At 35.7% G+C, this 16,184-nt stretch carries 7 protein-coding genes; all 7 read right to left on the bottom strand.

Annotation, left to right across the window (positions count from 1 at the left end; translation table 11 throughout):
- Positions 1-119 precede the first annotated feature (119 nt).
- Positions 120-2,177 carry a SwmB domain-containing protein gene (locus ACXHHC_RS13290; RefSeq protein ID WP_458226861.1) on the bottom strand — a complete coding sequence of 686 codons (2,058 nt, stop codon included), beginning with the start codon at positions 2,175-2,177 and terminating at the stop codon, positions 120-122.
- A 24-nt stretch (positions 2,178-2,201) separates the two neighbouring features.
- Positions 2,202-4,106, bottom strand: a complete 1,905-nt coding sequence (locus tag ACXHHC_RS13285) for a RagB/SusD family nutrient uptake outer membrane protein (protein WP_458226860.1) — start codon at positions 4,104-4,106, stop codon at positions 2,202-2,204.
- Positions 4,107-4,156: 50 nt separating this feature from the next.
- Entirely contained in the window at positions 4,157-7,363 is a 3,207-nt protein-coding gene (locus ACXHHC_RS13280; protein ID WP_458226859.1) for a SusC/RagA family TonB-linked outer membrane protein, read from the bottom strand.
- A gap of 303 nt (positions 7,364-7,666) precedes the next feature.
- Complete coding sequence (locus ACXHHC_RS13275; RefSeq protein ID WP_458226858.1) at positions 7,667-9,232, bottom strand: alpha-L-fucosidase; 1,566 nt, start codon at positions 9,230-9,232, stop codon at positions 7,667-7,669.
- A 28-nt stretch (positions 9,233-9,260) separates the two neighbouring features.
- Positions 9,261-10,787: a sulfatase family protein gene (locus ACXHHC_RS13270; protein ID WP_458226857.1), complete on the bottom strand. Its 1,527-nt coding sequence runs from the start codon at positions 10,785-10,787 to the stop codon at positions 9,261-9,263.
- Between the two features lie 24 nt (positions 10,788-10,811).
- Positions 10,812-12,344 (bottom strand): sulfatase family protein, encoded by a 1,533-nt coding sequence (locus ACXHHC_RS13265; protein WP_458226856.1) that lies wholly within the window; start codon positions 12,342-12,344, stop codon positions 10,812-10,814.
- 1 nt (position 12,345) lies between these two features.
- Positions 12,346-16,137 (bottom strand): VPS10 domain-containing protein, encoded by a 3,792-nt coding sequence (locus tag ACXHHC_RS13260; protein WP_458226855.1) that lies wholly within the window; start codon positions 16,135-16,137, stop codon positions 12,346-12,348.
- Positions 16,138-16,184: the final 47 nt, after the last annotated feature.

Here is a 16,184-nt window from a genome sequence, read left to right as displayed (position 1 = left end):
AGCTTGATTAGATATGTTTTTTTAGACATCACAAATGGTCATATATATGCGTATACGTCATTTTAAAACAAAAAAAGCCCGCATAATGCGGGCTTTCTAATATTACACCAAAATAAAACTTATGGTCTCTTGTTTACTTTAACAATACTCATATCATCAATATAATAAGTATACTCTGTTCCAGATGTTGGCACTGGTTGGAATCTAATTCCTCCACCCGTTGTAGCCAAAGGATTATATTCTACCTCTACAAGTTCCCAAGTATCTTTTACTGGATCCCCAGTGGCAAACCATCTTGGAGTGATTGATTCATTCCCAGGCCCAAGTCTGTACCAAATTTTTTCTCCTGCATCTCCTCCTCTAAAGTTTCCAGAGTCAAAATCTACAGCAGCAGGAATATACCTCCAATAAGAGATTTTATAAGTAGCTCCATCTTCATAATCAAATACATTTGCAGCAGTTGTCTCTAATCTTGGTTTGTCATTTTTTAACTTAACACTCTGACTACCTGTCCTAGCTTGATCTGCAGAAAACTCTACTACAGCACCTGCACCACTTGCTCCACCTTTCCAGTTTTCTCCAAAGGTACCTTCAAAACTTCCATCTATTAATAGGTTCGTTAAATTATGAACGACAGTTTTAGCACCAAAAGCATTTAAAGCACCTTCACCAACCGATCTTATTTCGCTGGTTGCCGCTCCTGAAAACTCAACAGTAATAGTATCATCATGATAAACTCCTTCTGCAATTGTTAATTCTAAAACAGAAGCATCCGTTGCATTTACAGTTATAGCACTAATAGTAGCAGGAGTACTGTTTAATGTCACTGTAAAGCCATCTGTTGCATCTGTAGCTCCAGTTAGCGTTGCAGCATCAATATCTTGATCAAACTTAACTAAGACTTTACTATTTTCAGAATCACTCACTACATCTCCCGTTTGATCTACAGGTGTTGGTACATAAACAGCCACACTCTCTGTAAAAGCCAGCAATGGTCTCTCATCTAAAGAAACAATATCCTCATTTAATCCATCGTAAGACAGCTCTACAGTTTTAGAAGCATCAGATGGCTCTAATGGTGTTACTAAATTAACCACCAAGTCATTTCCATTTCTAGCACTCAATACTGATAAGATATCCGTAGGTGTCCCATCTATTGTTACTGTAAAATTAGGATGCACAGAAGATTCAATAGTACGAACTCTAGAAGATAAAGTAATAACAATTGAATTATCATCTGCCTCTGTAGCACTCGCTTTTGGAACTAAATCTTCTGCTAAAGGAGATACTTTAAAAACAACAGGAATATCAAATCTCGCCTCGTGTGCACGTAACGTTTCCGTTCTCTCTCTTTGCGATTCTAAAAAACCATAGAAGTTACCTATTGTTTTATTAAAGTTAATTGTATCCACATTCGTAGTACCTAACCCAAAATCTTCTGCATTATATCTTGTTATATCATTGTGAACTCTAATCTCATCTTCTTCATTCTCTTCTATAGTAGCAACTCTAAAAGCTGTTGCATTAGGTCTTGCATTATTATCTGGCAACAACCCTGATAAATCTTTAAAAATTAATTGATCTCCAAAATCTAAGTAAATAGTATCAACTGCATCATAATCAATTTTATTCTCATTAATATCATAAATTTCCATTGTTGGAACAATCGTATCATAGACATCTAATGTAACTTGATAAGTAGCCACCCACTTATCTCCTACCTTAGAAGTTCTAATCGTATCGTTTATTGTTTGATTACCTACAGTATCCCAATAAGAAGGTACTATAAAAGATGTTGAATCTGCAAACTCATTATACAGCTCTATCACTGTATTAGAGTCTCCCTTTTTAAACAACACATGTACAGTTTTATCTGTAGAAACCGTATCTCCCGGATTCATGATAAATTGATCGTGACTTGGCAAATTGTTAGGAATAGGCCCCTTTAAGAAAAAAGCTCCTTTAGGAATTCTCCACTCATGATGTGTAGCACCTGCAGACAAATCCATAAAACTTATATATCTATTTACCTCACCTTCTCTTAAAGTAGAAGCTCCAAAAGTAGTTGTAAAAGACAAGTCTGTAAATGACTCTGGAGTATCGTACTCATTGCCTGCACAACCTACAACCAAAAGTAGCACGACAAGCGTTTTTATTATTGTTTTTATACTTTTCATGTTCAAATGTTTTTAAAACTTAGACTATTTATCCCAATTTAAGTTTGCATTAATTTCTGTTTGTGGCACTGGAAAATAAGAATGCAACTCCATATTAAAGTTTGTAGACCCCAATAAAGCATCTCTTAAATGTGGCTCTTTAGCCCTTCTATTTGAATTATGTTGTGCCGGTTGTGCTGTATTCTTTAATAGGAAATGAGTAGGCTCCTCTCCAGTTCTCATTATAAAACATCTCCATCTATGTGGATTATCTCCGTTTAAATGAGATCTATAATGATAAGAATCGTATTCCTGTTGAGCAATTGTTTCTAACTGCTGCTTCCAAACTCCCCAACGTCTTAGATCGATAGTTCTTTCGCTCTCTAAAGCCAACTCTAAAGGTTTCTCTGTAAAACGTAAATGCTCCATTAAGTTGATTAAATTCACAGCCTCTAATCCATTGTCTGGATCCATATCAATATCATCCACGTAAGTAGTTTCACTACCAGCATATTCTGCCCCTACCTCTGTAGATTTTCCTAACAAGACTAAATGAGAACGCTTTCTAACTCTATTAATATATTTTAAAGCTTCCCCTAAATTTCCTTCTTCAAGCATTACTTCTGCATATAATAAATAGATTTCTGCCAAACGAATAACGGGTATGTTAATTCCTGATTTTTGTGCAAAATCTGGACTTTCATCCTCTCCTAAACCACCATTCGATGTATTCCAACTTGTGAATTTTTTCCAAAAATTTGGAGTTTGTCTAGCATGTGGAGATGCATCTCTCTCTGTTCCGTACTCCGCAGACGTAACTCCATACATTCCAGAATCTAAATCATCTACAGAAGAAATAGAATTCGACATCCTTAAACTGTATTGTCTAAAAGTTGTAATTGTATCCGAAACTTTACCGTCTCCTAGATCGTATAAAAACCTCTCAACAGTATTTGTCACATCTAAAGTATCTACTTTATCTTCTCTATACTTTAATGTTAACCATGATGATGGCTGTATTCTATTTCCATTATTTAAAAAATATGAAATTCTTTGAGACAATAATTGCTCTCCAACACCTAACGGATTTACATCAGTAGTATAATTAATTTCAAAAATAGATTCGTTATTAAACTCGTCAATCCCTGTAAAACATTTAGATAAATCATCTGCCAAAACATAGCCATAGTTATTAATGATATTTTGTAAATAAGGTTTAGCCCCTGCAAAATCATTATCATTCATATAGCTCTTCGCAATTAACGCCTCGCAAGCTCCACCTGTAATACGTCCTAAATGTGCACCACCTACATCTTGCTGCCATGCGTTATACGTAGCTGGTAAATAATCCATCCCATACTGTAAATCTTCTCTATAAAATGCTTTCACATCATCAGAAGCAGAAAACGTTTTTTGTAACTCATCAAAAGTTACCGGAACAGAAGCATGTAACGGCACAGAACCATTGTTAAATGAACTATGCAACACATAATACAAATACCCTCTTATAGCTCTTGCCTGAGCATAAATTAACACCCCAGTTGCTTTTGCATCTTCTGTAAGAAACGTTGACTCTAACCTTTTATATGCATCAATTACCTGATTTGCTCTAAAAATTCCTCTATAACAAGCCGCCCACTTATCTTGAACATTCCTTGTTGTTAAATCAAATGTTTGATCGTAAACAGGGTTCCCTTGAGTATTCTGTCTAAAAGTATTAGGCACCCCAATATCGGTTCTTGTAGGCTCAAAGAATATCCCTAAAATATTCTCTTCTCTTAAAGATGCATATGTTGAATTTAAACCCGTATTTAAATCTGCAGTATTTGTCCAAAAACTCCCCAAAGTAAGTGCATTTGGATTTATTTGTTCCAGCTCATCTGTACATGCTTGAAAACTTAATGCAAGCAGTAACAGAGGGAGTAGTCTTTTTATATATTTTGTTTTCATCGTAAACTCTGTTTTTATTTTTAGTAAAACTTTAAATTTGTCTTACACGATTAAAATTGTAATTGAAGCCCCATTTTCATCTGAGAAGAAAGCGGATATTTACCAGAATCAATACCTCTTGTACTTAATCCATTCCCTCCAACTTCTGGATCAAAACCGGTGTAATCTGTTAATGTTAATATGTTCTGAGCTTGCACATATAGTCTTAACTTACTCAATCCCATTTTCTCAACCGTCTTTTTAGGAATCGTATATCCTAAGGCAACGTTTCTTAATCTTATAAAATCTCCATCTTCTAAAAAGTAAGTAGACCCACCTCTATAAGATCTTGTGTTATTACCATTGTACCAAGGAATTACAGACTCTTGATTATGCTCTGTCCATGAATAGAATAGATCTCTATGAACACCTGCTTGATATGCATATGCTTTATTACCATTCATTACCTTACCTCCAAAAGCACCATATAATTGCATTGACAAATCAAATCCTTTGTATCTAGCAGAAAAATTCAAACCTGCTTCAAAGTCTGGGTTTCCACTTCCACTGTACACTCTGTCATCATCATTTAAGACTCCATCCCCATTCTGATCTATATATTTTAACTCTCCTAACCTAGCTGATGGATCTAATATCTTGTAATCTCCATCCCCAATTATATTCCCACTTTCATCTCTTACATTTAAATCTGCATCTGTAACCAATCCATTGGTTTGACGTAAATAAAAAGCTGCAGCCTCACGTCCTTCTGTAATTACACTTACCAACTCTCTAGTTCCTGCATCAGAAATAAAACTTCTGTCTAAATAAATAAATGGATTGTTTGGACTCGTTTTTGTAACCTTATTCTTATTCTTAGTAAACGTTCCAGAAACATTCCAACTTACACCCTTCTTACTATTGTGCCTGTATTTAGCAGCAACCTCAAAACCTTTATTCTCCATGTTACCAACATTAAATACCGTATTTCTGTTAGCTCCAGAAACTCCAGCCGAAGGAGGATTTACCACTTGGTATAATAAATCTCTTTTTTCGTTTTTATAAATATCTGTAGTAATGGTTAATTTGTTCTTAAAGAGTGCTAAGTCAAACCCTAAATTTTGCTCTATGTTGGTTTCCCACTTTAAGTTCTCATTTGCATATCTTAATTGAGTTGCTCCTAAGGCTACTGACTCTGATGATGGGCTATTTAAATCTCCAGAAGGATTATTAGATCCAAATACATAATCAATAGACGGAGTAATTACCGATTGATTGCTATAAGGAGCAAATCTATCATTACCATTACTACCAAAACTATATCTCATTTTAAAAGAATTTGCTACACTCTTTAGAGAATCCCAAAAAGGTTCGTCAGAAATGTTCCACCCTAAAGAAATAGAAGGAAACAACTCCCATCTATTCCCTTCGCTAAACTGAGAAGAACCATCGTAACGAGCACTTGCACTTAATAAGTATTTACCGTCATAATTGTATTGTAACCTAGCCAAGTTTCCTTGTACAACCCTAACATAATCCTGCCCTCCAGACTCTACATTCCAAATTAACTCGTAGTTATCTAAAACTGTAATTGCCGGATTAAAGTTATTTCTTACCTCTACTAAATATCTCTCATTTGTTGATTTTTCGAAAGTAGTTGCAGCCATTAAGTTGATATTATGCCTACCTATTTCCTTAGTAAAGGTTGCAAACACCTCTGCAGTAGCCTTAGAATATGTTGAAGACGTAGTTCTATTAACAGAAACCGCTGATGGATTTGTAATTAACTCCCCTTCTGTATTATAAATAGAAAAGTTTGGAGTCAATCTAATATCCTTACGATCGGTGTACGTTACACCAAATCTCCCTGTCAACTTTAATCCCTTTGTAACATCATAATCTAACTGAATATTTCCGGTATGACTATTTTGCCTTCTATTGTCATCAATCTTTAGATTTCTTGCAACATTTGCCAATCTCCTTGCTTCATTTAACTTCCAGTCATCGTTTGGATCATCGGTAGATATTTCCGAAAGTCCTCTAATCTCTGCTTCGTTTAAGTTAATAGAAGGCTGAAAAGTTCTGTATTGCAAAATTCTATTCATCATACCATTAGGAGCTACTTGTCTTTCGTCTCTTCTAAAAGTTAAACCTGCAGTAATTTTCCATTTACCTTTTGTAAATTTTGTATTAGAACGTACATTCAAACGGTTGTAGTCAGAATTAAAGAAAATCCCCTCTTGCCCAAAGTAGTTTACATTTAAACTATATGTCAAATCTTTTTTACCACCAGAAACATTTATAGAATGGTTTTCAATAGATGCTAAATCATTTAACAACACATCGCTTAAATCTGTATTGTTTGTAAAATAACTAGAATTTCTATGAATATCCCCATCAACACCTCCTTGAGGCTTATCTGTATTTAAAGCTCCTCTTAATAAGTGTAAATAATTGTATTGCTCTTTGTCCATTACATAGAAATCAGACTGAATCTTTTGAACACCATATTCAGAATTCACTCTAATGTTCATTTCACCAACCTTACCTTGCTTGGTAGTAATTAAAATAACCCCATTAGAACCACGAACTCCGTAAATAGATGAAGAAGCGGCATCTTTTAAAACATCAATAGTTTCTATTTCACTAATACTTAATTGAGGATCCGAATCAAAAGGAATTCCATCAACCACATATAAAGGACTATTGTTTCCATCTATTAAAGAACTAAATCCACGAATTACAATATTTGCTTCTTCACCGGGTGCACCAGAAGAAGATGCTACGTTAACCCCCGCTATTTGTCCCTGTATGGCTTGTCCAACATCAGAAGTAGTAGTTTGTTCTAAAACCTCAGCTTTTACTTGAACTACAGCTCCAGTTACTTCTTTCTTTTTCTGAGTACCATATCCAACAACGACAACCTCATCTAATTCAGAAACATTAGATTCCATTACAACGTTAATTGTACCACTCTCCTGAACTTTAATAGTTTTTGTTTCATACCCCATTGAGCTAAACTCAATCTCTTGTCCTTTTTTTGCCATGATGATATAATTACCATCAAAATCAGTAATTGTTATTTTACTGGTCCCCTTCACCATAACATTCACCCCCAAGAGAGGTTGGTCCTGATTATCTGTAACCAAACCTGAAATTTTTTTCTGAGCATTTGCTGAAAAAGCCCCTATCAATAAGAAGAGAACTGCTACAAACAAATGCCTGCTTATAGATTTTATTTTGCTTTCTAAAAGCATTGATCTTAATCCACGATACATTTATGTTTAAGTTTTTAGTTAGTTAATAGGTTCAAAATTGGGCTTTAAACGTTCAATTTCATGAATCATATGTGTTAAACCAAGACAATTATGATTAATAAATACTCAACAAACCAAAAACACAATCCTCATAAACCCAATAAAAACAAAGGTTTACTAACAATTCACCAATAAACACTATTATAAATATCATTTTACTAATTCGTTTTTCACATTAAACCTTTGGAAAACAAAAAATGCTGCTGAAAGCAATTAAGCCGTCAGCAGCATTTTAAAAAAAATCTAAAAAACTAGTAACTCATATTAGTCAACATGAGCTTGTACGTTTCCACCTATATCATTCTCTTTATATCCCTCTAAAGTAATCTTATAAGCAACCGCATAATCCGATGGACAAACTTTAGGAGCCTGAATTACCAAACCACTCTCGTCTCTCTTCCATACTACCTTCTCATCACTTCCTAATAACTCAATTTTTTCAATCTCAGAGTTTAATACTCCTAACTGAGTACTCATCGTTTTAATCACAGTAGATACTTCTGGCTTATCTAATACAATTGCATACACCTCTTTGTCAGACTTTTTAGTAAAACGAATATCTGTACTTCCATACTCAATCTTCATTTTCTCTTCTACCTTATGCCCTCCTTGAGGTAAACGTGTAGGTCCTTCACCAAAAACAGTCCATGGTCTTGTTCCATAAATAGCATCTCCGTTAATTTTTAACCAAGACCCCATGTTTAATAATAAATCCTTCATTTCTTGTGGAATTTTACCATCTGGGTTTGGCGGAACGTTTAATAACATTGCCCCATTTTTAGAAACGATGTCAGCTAAAATATCAATCAATTCATTTGCTGTTTTAAATTTAGCCCCTGGTCTATAAAACCATGCTCCTGGAGAAGTATCTGTTAACCAAGCTTCTTTCTTTGGCTGATTAGGACGACCTCTTTCATAATCTCTAATAGCTACGTTTTCTGGAAAAGTAGTCTCTTTATAACACACCGCTACTTTTTTACCCCACTTTTCTCCTTGGTTGTAGTAATACGCTAAGAACTTCTGTCTTGTCTCCTCATCCATTTCTTCCAACCACCAGTCAAACCAAATTAAGTCTGGCTGATAAACATCGATAAACTCTTTTAATTTAGCCCACCATTCTTTGTAAAAACGCTTGTCTGGAGTTGTGCTATCTAATGCATGCGGACTTGTGTATAAATCGTAGTCTTTTGGATCTACACCTCCATATTTATGAGCTGGTGCATAGTACATCCATGTAAAAGCATGGTGAAAAGACCCCATAAACTTCATTCCTCTAGCTTCTATTTCTTTCTTTAAAGCAGCAGACGGATCAATTCCTCCGTAATTCATAGAATTCCATCTTGTAGATTTTGCATTCCACATTGCAAAGTTATCGTGGTGCATTGCTACAGGTCCAGCAAATTTAGCTCCCGAAGCCTCAAACAACTCAGCCCATTCTTTTGCATCAAACCCTGTTGGTTTAAAGTTTTCGATTACAGTTTTGTAACCAAACTCTGCAGGATCTCCATACTTTTCTGTATGATGTAAAAAGTTATTCCCTGGCTTTCCGTTTTTAGTTGGTATTTTTTTACCATCTTCATACATCTTCATTCCGTGCCAACCTCTATAACGTCTTTTAGGATTTGCTCCATTAAACGCTTCAGATACTGGACCCCAGTGGGTGTAAATCCCAAACTTTGCATCCTGAAACCACTTTGGTTCTTCATCTGCTTTGTCTAAAGACTCCCAGTTCGCTTTGAACTTCTTTTTTTGAGCCTCTGCATTGTTAAAAGCTACCGCACCTAAAGCAGCAACAGCCAATAACCCTTTTTTAATACTTGTACTTAACATATTCACTTATTATTATATAGTTTTCTTTTTAAATGTGTTTTCCGGTTGGTTCCTTACTATCTCTGTAATGATTGTATTTATCAAACAACTCCTTTACTTTATTTTGATATTTAGGCTTGTTAACATAATTACCTGACTCTTTCTCTTGAATATTTTCTTTTAAATTGAATAATGCTCTTGGAGTTCTCGTTTTCCATGTTTTGTCTTTTTTATCAAAATCTACAATTAGTTTCCAATCTCCATCTATAATAATCCCCTGTTTACCAGAACCTCCTTGTACAATTAAGAACGAATGGATATCGTTACTTTTTGGATTCTTAAGCACTGGTAATAAGTTGTACGAATCTACTGCCTGACCTTTTTTGATTTTATAATCTGTAATTGCAGCTAGTGTTGCCATAATATCTAAACCTAGAACTGGCTTATTAATTTTTGCTTTCTTTAACTCTTTTGGCCAAGACACAATAAACGGAACTCTATGCCCTCCTTCATAAGGTTGATTTTTAGCACCTCTGTAAATATCACTTACTTTATGACCTGAATTTCTTGTGTTTTTATCAACTAACAAGCCTCCATTGTCAGAAGTAAAAATGAAAACCGTATTCTCGTAAACCCCTTCTTTTTTCAATTGATCCACCAGCATTCCCATTTGCACATCCAATTCTTTAATCATATCCATATGCTTAGAAGGTGTGGTTCCTGCAATCTTAACACCATTTAATTCCTTACAAGGTGTATGTGGTTTGTGCACTGCCTGAGAACAGTAATACATAAAAAATGGCTTGTCTTTATTCGCATTCTTCTTAATAAAATTCACCCCCTTACTCACTAACAACGGCCCTATATGGTGAGGATCCCAATTAGAATCTCCATAACCTTCGTCTTTATCTAGCTTTACATGTAGTTTGGCCATTTTAGCGTTGGTAATCACATCAATTTTTGAATTCTTTTCTAAAGGCATCCACTTACTGTTTTCATATACAGCATAAGGAACATCCTGAACCCCAGCTGGCAATGTAAAACTGTAATCAAAACCATTGTAATTAGGACCTCCTGCTACTATTTCAGAAATATCTACTCCTAATTCTATTTTCTTACCCCTAACCTCTTTGTATATTTTAGTAGGGTTTTTCTTGTCTCTAAAACTCATTCCTAAATGCCACTTCCCAAAGAATCCGGTAGTATACGCAGCATTTTTCATCAATCTTCCCAAAGTAAGTTGATCTGGCTTAAAAGCAGAAGGAGCATAAGAACTCCAAACTCCCCAAGGCAATGGACTTTGATGACATCCATTCCCCGTCATAATTCCGTAACGAGAAGTAGCACACAAAGCAGCAGGGGCATGTGCATTGGTAAACACCACCCCTTTTTTTGCTATTTTATCTATATTGGGTGTTTCTAGAATAATATTATCCGAATGCAATCTCCTATAAGCAGAAATATCTCCTGTACCTATATCATCAGCTAAGACTACAATTACATTTGGCTTTTTTTGAGCATTTATTGAGAAAACTGTCCCCAATAATAAAGCGAATGTTATAATTTTATTTTTCATTCTTTATATCTTTTTATTCTTTAATTAAAAGTGCTTTCCTGTCATCACCAATCCATCTCTGGTTTGGTGATACTTTGCCATTAACGACTGTAACTTTTTTTGATACTTTTTTTGATTCACGAAATTGTATCGCTCATCTTCAGTATCATTGGTTTTTAAATTAAACAACGCAATTGGCTTTCTGTCTTTATTACTTTTGTCTTTTTTATTCACCTGAATAATTAATTTCCAATCTCCTTCAACAATCATTACTTCTCTATGCGAACCTCCCTGAATCATGATATGTTTTCTAGAAGACTTCTTTTCTTTACCTAAAATCAAAGGCAACAAGTTGTACGAATCTAATGCTTGATTATTAGGAATCTTATACTCTCCAGCAGCAGCAATCGTTGCCATAATATCCATCCCTATTACCAACTCTTTCTGCTCTTTTGACTGTTTAATTTTATCTGGCCAAGAAACAACAAAGGGAACTCTATGCCCACCTTCGTAAGGATCGTTCTTACAACCTCTGTAAATATCACTTGGTTCATGACGAGCATTCCAAGTATCTCCATCTACATGCAAGCCTCCATTATCCGATGTAAAAATGATCACCGTATTATTGTATACTCCTTGTTTTCTTAACTCCTTCACCATCATTCCCACCTGAAGATCTAACTCTTTAATCATATCTAAATGCTTAGAAGGTGTAGTTCCAGCTACTTTTACTCCATCTAACTCTTCGGCCGCCATGTGTGGAGTATGTACCGCTTGTGAACAGTAATACATAAAGAAAGGCTTGTCTTTTTTTGCATTCTTAGCAATATATTTTACTGCTCTATTTGCTAAAATGGGTCCAATAGCACTTGGCATCCAATTAGAATCTCCTAAGCCCGATTTTTTTTCCAAAGTTGCTCCTATAGACTCCATATACACCTTATCAATCAAAGCAATTTCTGAGTTCTTTTTTAATGGCAACCAGTTATCATTTTCATAGATAGCATACGGTTCGTTCTGAATACCAGAAGGCAACGTCACCGAATAGTCAAATCCACTTTGCATAGGGCCAAAATCTTTTATTTTGGTAATATCAATATTCAAACTCAACTTACCTCTAGTTGCAGCAAACATCTTATTAGGATCGCTCTTTTTAGCAAAACTTGTCCCTAAGTGCCACTTACCAAAGAAACCTGTAGCATAACCTGCATTCTGCATTACTCTACCCAAAGTAGGCTGTTCTTTAGAAATCACCGACTGTGCATACCCAGACCAAACACCCCAAGGTAAAGGACTACGATAATTGTTATTCCCCGTCATAATAGAATAACGAGAAGTTGCACACAACGCTGCAGGGGCATGCGCTTGTGTAAAAAACACTCCACGATCTGTTAACTTATCTATATTAGGAGTTTCTACAATTACTTTTCCTTTGTGCAACCTTCTATAATGCGATATATCGCCTACACCAACATCATCTGCTAAAACCACAATTACGTTTGGCTTTTTGGTTTGGGCATTTATTAGAGTAGAAACTCCAACAGCCAATGCTAAAAATGCTACGATTCTTTTCTTCATCTTACTTCTTAATTATTTTCTGTGTGTTACTATTAAGTTCATTCTGAACAGATAAGATGTACATTCCGTTGGTTAACTCAGAAAGATCGATTTGGTTGCTATAATTATTTCCACTTAAAACTTGTACTCCTTGTACATTAAACACCCTTACAGTGTCTCCTAATTTTAAGCCGTATACGTTTAATATTCCACTTGTTGGGTTTGGATTTACATTCAATCCTCCAAGCATAATTTCATCAGAAAATTCTCCTTGACAGTCTTTTGCCCCTTTTACTCTAACAGCATTCAGCCCAGACTGTAATGGGAACTCCACATGCTTCTGAGAAACTGTTACATGCTGATTATTCAATTGAACAGAGTACGTATCGCTACCCTGCAACTCCAATGAGAGTGTATGATTTGCTTTGTCTACTGTAGCTGCAACAGCTATTGTTTCTGGTTCTGAGATGACTACCTCAAAACATCTTTGGTCTCTATCTTTAGGAGTAATACACAAACTATAAGTACCACCAGCCAAGTTTAAAAACTCTAGGTCATTCGTAAAACTCTTTGTATCCTCTGTTATTCCGTTACCTGATAAAACTGCCGAATACTCAAATGTTTTATTCGCAGTAACCTCAATGCGACCATCTTCGTTACTTGGACATGTTACAGAGGTACTTTTTATAGCAATATCGTCTACAGAAATACTTGTTCCTCCTGGATTTTGTTCCTTTGCCATATACCAACCACTACCGCGTGTAGAAGCATAGTATTTTCCTGGAACTGTATAATCAATGGCAATATCATTTACTCTTTCAGACTGACCGTTTCCTTTATTGAACTTTACCCAAGTAACTCCTCCATCTTTTGACAAGTAGGTACCTCCGTTTCTAAAATCAACTTTGGCATTTGGTAAGGTAGAGATTAGAATTACATCTGAATCGTACTTAGCCACCTCCACTCTGTTTACCCATGGATAATCAAATATTTTAGTCCAAGAAACCATGTTATCTTTACTTACCCAAAGACCTCCTTTATCTGTATCTACATTTTTATATCCTACTGCGATGTATGCATTTCCATTTACATCAAAATGAATATCATTAACTCCAGAAGTACCAGAAATTGAAGTAGTAGAAGGTACTTCCGACCAATTTTCTCCTTTATCAGTAGATTTGTATAAGCCTCCGTTGTTATCCATAACCGCAGCATAAAGAGTATTGGTATCATTCGGATCGAATGTAATTCTAGCAACATCTAAAGAAGCTGGCAATCCATTATTGATTTCTCCCCAGGTTACACCTCCATCCGTAGATTTATGTACTCCCCAACTCTGTGCACTATCTCCAACCCACTCTATATCTTTAGATGACTGAGGCACACAGAAGTACATATTATCCGGATTGTTTTTATCAATCATTAAACCCACTTGATGCACTGCCTGATCTCCACTTCCTGGAGGGGCTGGTGCCCATGGTTCTGGAATAGCCACTCCATGTTGAAACCAATTAGCTCCTGCATCTGTAGTTTTGTATAGTTTTCCTCTTCCTGCTTGTCTAAAGAAAGTAGCAAACCAAGTATTTTTATCTGTTGGATGCACTGCAATAGCACTTACTGAATGTTCTTGCCTTATTCCGCTACTGTTGTATACCAATTGCATTACTGCAGCACCCTGAGCTCCTGCTCTAACCTTTTCACCCTCATCGTTGGTAATCCACAAACTATTCTCTCCCGATGGACAAAACACCCTTCCTGGCCATAAAGGGGACTGGTAAAATCCATGCCCAGGAACGTTACTATTTCCTGCTCCTACCCAACCATCTAAATTAGATCCCGACTCATCCGCTTCTTCATCATCAATATCTTCCCATTTATCTCCTTTATCATAAGAAACCAATCCTATTTTTGCTAACTGTGTATACAAAACAGATCCATCGGCACTAAATTTCACATAATTACATCCTTTACGTTCATATCCATCTCTATTCTTCCAATCTGCCTTGTACTTAAGAGTTATGTTGGTCCCCATAGGGTTATTTCTCTCGGTTACCCAATAAGCATCGTCTCTACCATTGTTCCAGTTTTTTCCATTCCTAAAAGCAACATACCAATGCCCTCCTCCATTTTTAGTTCTCCAAATTTGCCCAGGTTTAAAGTTGTTATCCGATGCATTGGAATACTCATTTACCAAATACAAGTTATTCACATCGTTAGGGTCTACAGTAATTGTATTAAAACGAGTTGAAATTTTAGTAGGCAACACAGGATATGCAATCTCTGCATCTATCCAACTATTCAATCCAAAATAATGAGCTACCGTTTGATAGTAACTTTTCTTCACATCACTATCGTGATTAAATTTGCTTAAATCTATATGAACATCTCCATTAAGGCTAGTCCATGTTTCTCCTCTATCCGTACTCTTAACGACTCCACCCTTGTCATGTTCCACAGAATTACCACCTGCAGTAGTTTTAGCCCTCCAGATAATATTACTTAGCGCAAATAGCGTAACTTGTTTGGTATCTTTATCAAAATGCATATCCATAGATATGATCATGTCATGATCTATTCCGTCTGATTTTAAAGTCCATGTTGCACCGCTGTCTGTACTTTTATAAAAACCATAGTTTGTAGCAGCATATACTATAGAACTATCTAGCGGATCTACAACAACATCACTAAACTCTGCATTGGAATTTATACCATTGTTAGACAAGCTCCACGTTTGACCTTTATTGGTTGTTTTCCATAATCTTCCTTTGGCATTAGGATCTAAATAAGTCCCTTTTGGATTTGCTTGTGGGTATAGAACTCGACCGTAATGTCTCATTCTACCTGCCCCTAAATACCAAATATTATCATTAGAAGGATCTACAGAAACAACAGACAAGTAGTTATTCCCTACCTGAGCTTGAGCCGACTCCATACGAGTCCATGTTTTTCCTTTGTTTGATGTGATATACAAACCTCCTTTTACACTACCTGTTGAAAAACCAAAATCTTCGTCTTGCCTAGAAAAATCTAACGAATAATAAGAAACAGGACCTCTATGACCTGTTTTGTAAGATCTAGCATCTGGATTCATTACTGTTTCATAAGTAAACCCTTTATCCGTAGAACGATACGAGTTTCCCATATTTGGACTTATAAAATGGGTATTAGAATCTGTAGGGTGCGGGTAAAATATTTTATTGTTCCCACTCATTCCGGGTCCAAATTGTACCCAAGGAATAGTATCTACAGATGCCACATCTTTTGTTTTTAAATCGTTAAAAAAAGCTGAGGTATCAGCAGATTCTTCAATGCGTACATCATCCAAGTAAACTTCTCCTGCTCCAAGATCATTTGGTCTTACAGAAAACAAAACATAGCCTCCTGTTCCATTTATTTCAGGAGTAAAATCAACAACATATTCCACCCAGTCGGCACTACTTAGGTTAAAGTTAAAATGCCCTATTTTATTTCCAGAATTGTCAAATACTTTTATGTTCGTTTCGTTGTTATCTAAAGCATCAATTGCTTTGTAATAGAAGGATATTTTATAGGTCTTCCCTACCTTCCATTCAATATTCTTTGGAGTCCATAAATTCCCTTTTTGTCCAGTTGCATTGAACTGAATTTGAAAACCATTTGTATCACTTCTTTTAGACAGGGTATTTCGTTCAAATATGGACAGACCTGTCCCACTAGTAGCAGCATCCCACTCAGCCGTAACAGCATTCTCAAAGCCACTTTGAAACACCGTGGTTTGAGACCAGCCAGCTATGGAGAGCAAAAAAGCCAGTAAGTATTTAACAATCGTTTTCATGAATTTGGTTTGGTTTGGTTTATTTTTTAATCCAATTGATTTCTCAA

The sequence above is a fragment of the Wenyingzhuangia sp. IMCC45574 genome, assembly GCF_054182685.1.
Note: the sequence above shows the minus strand (reverse complement) of the source record. Positions and strands in the feature narration are given on the sequence as shown.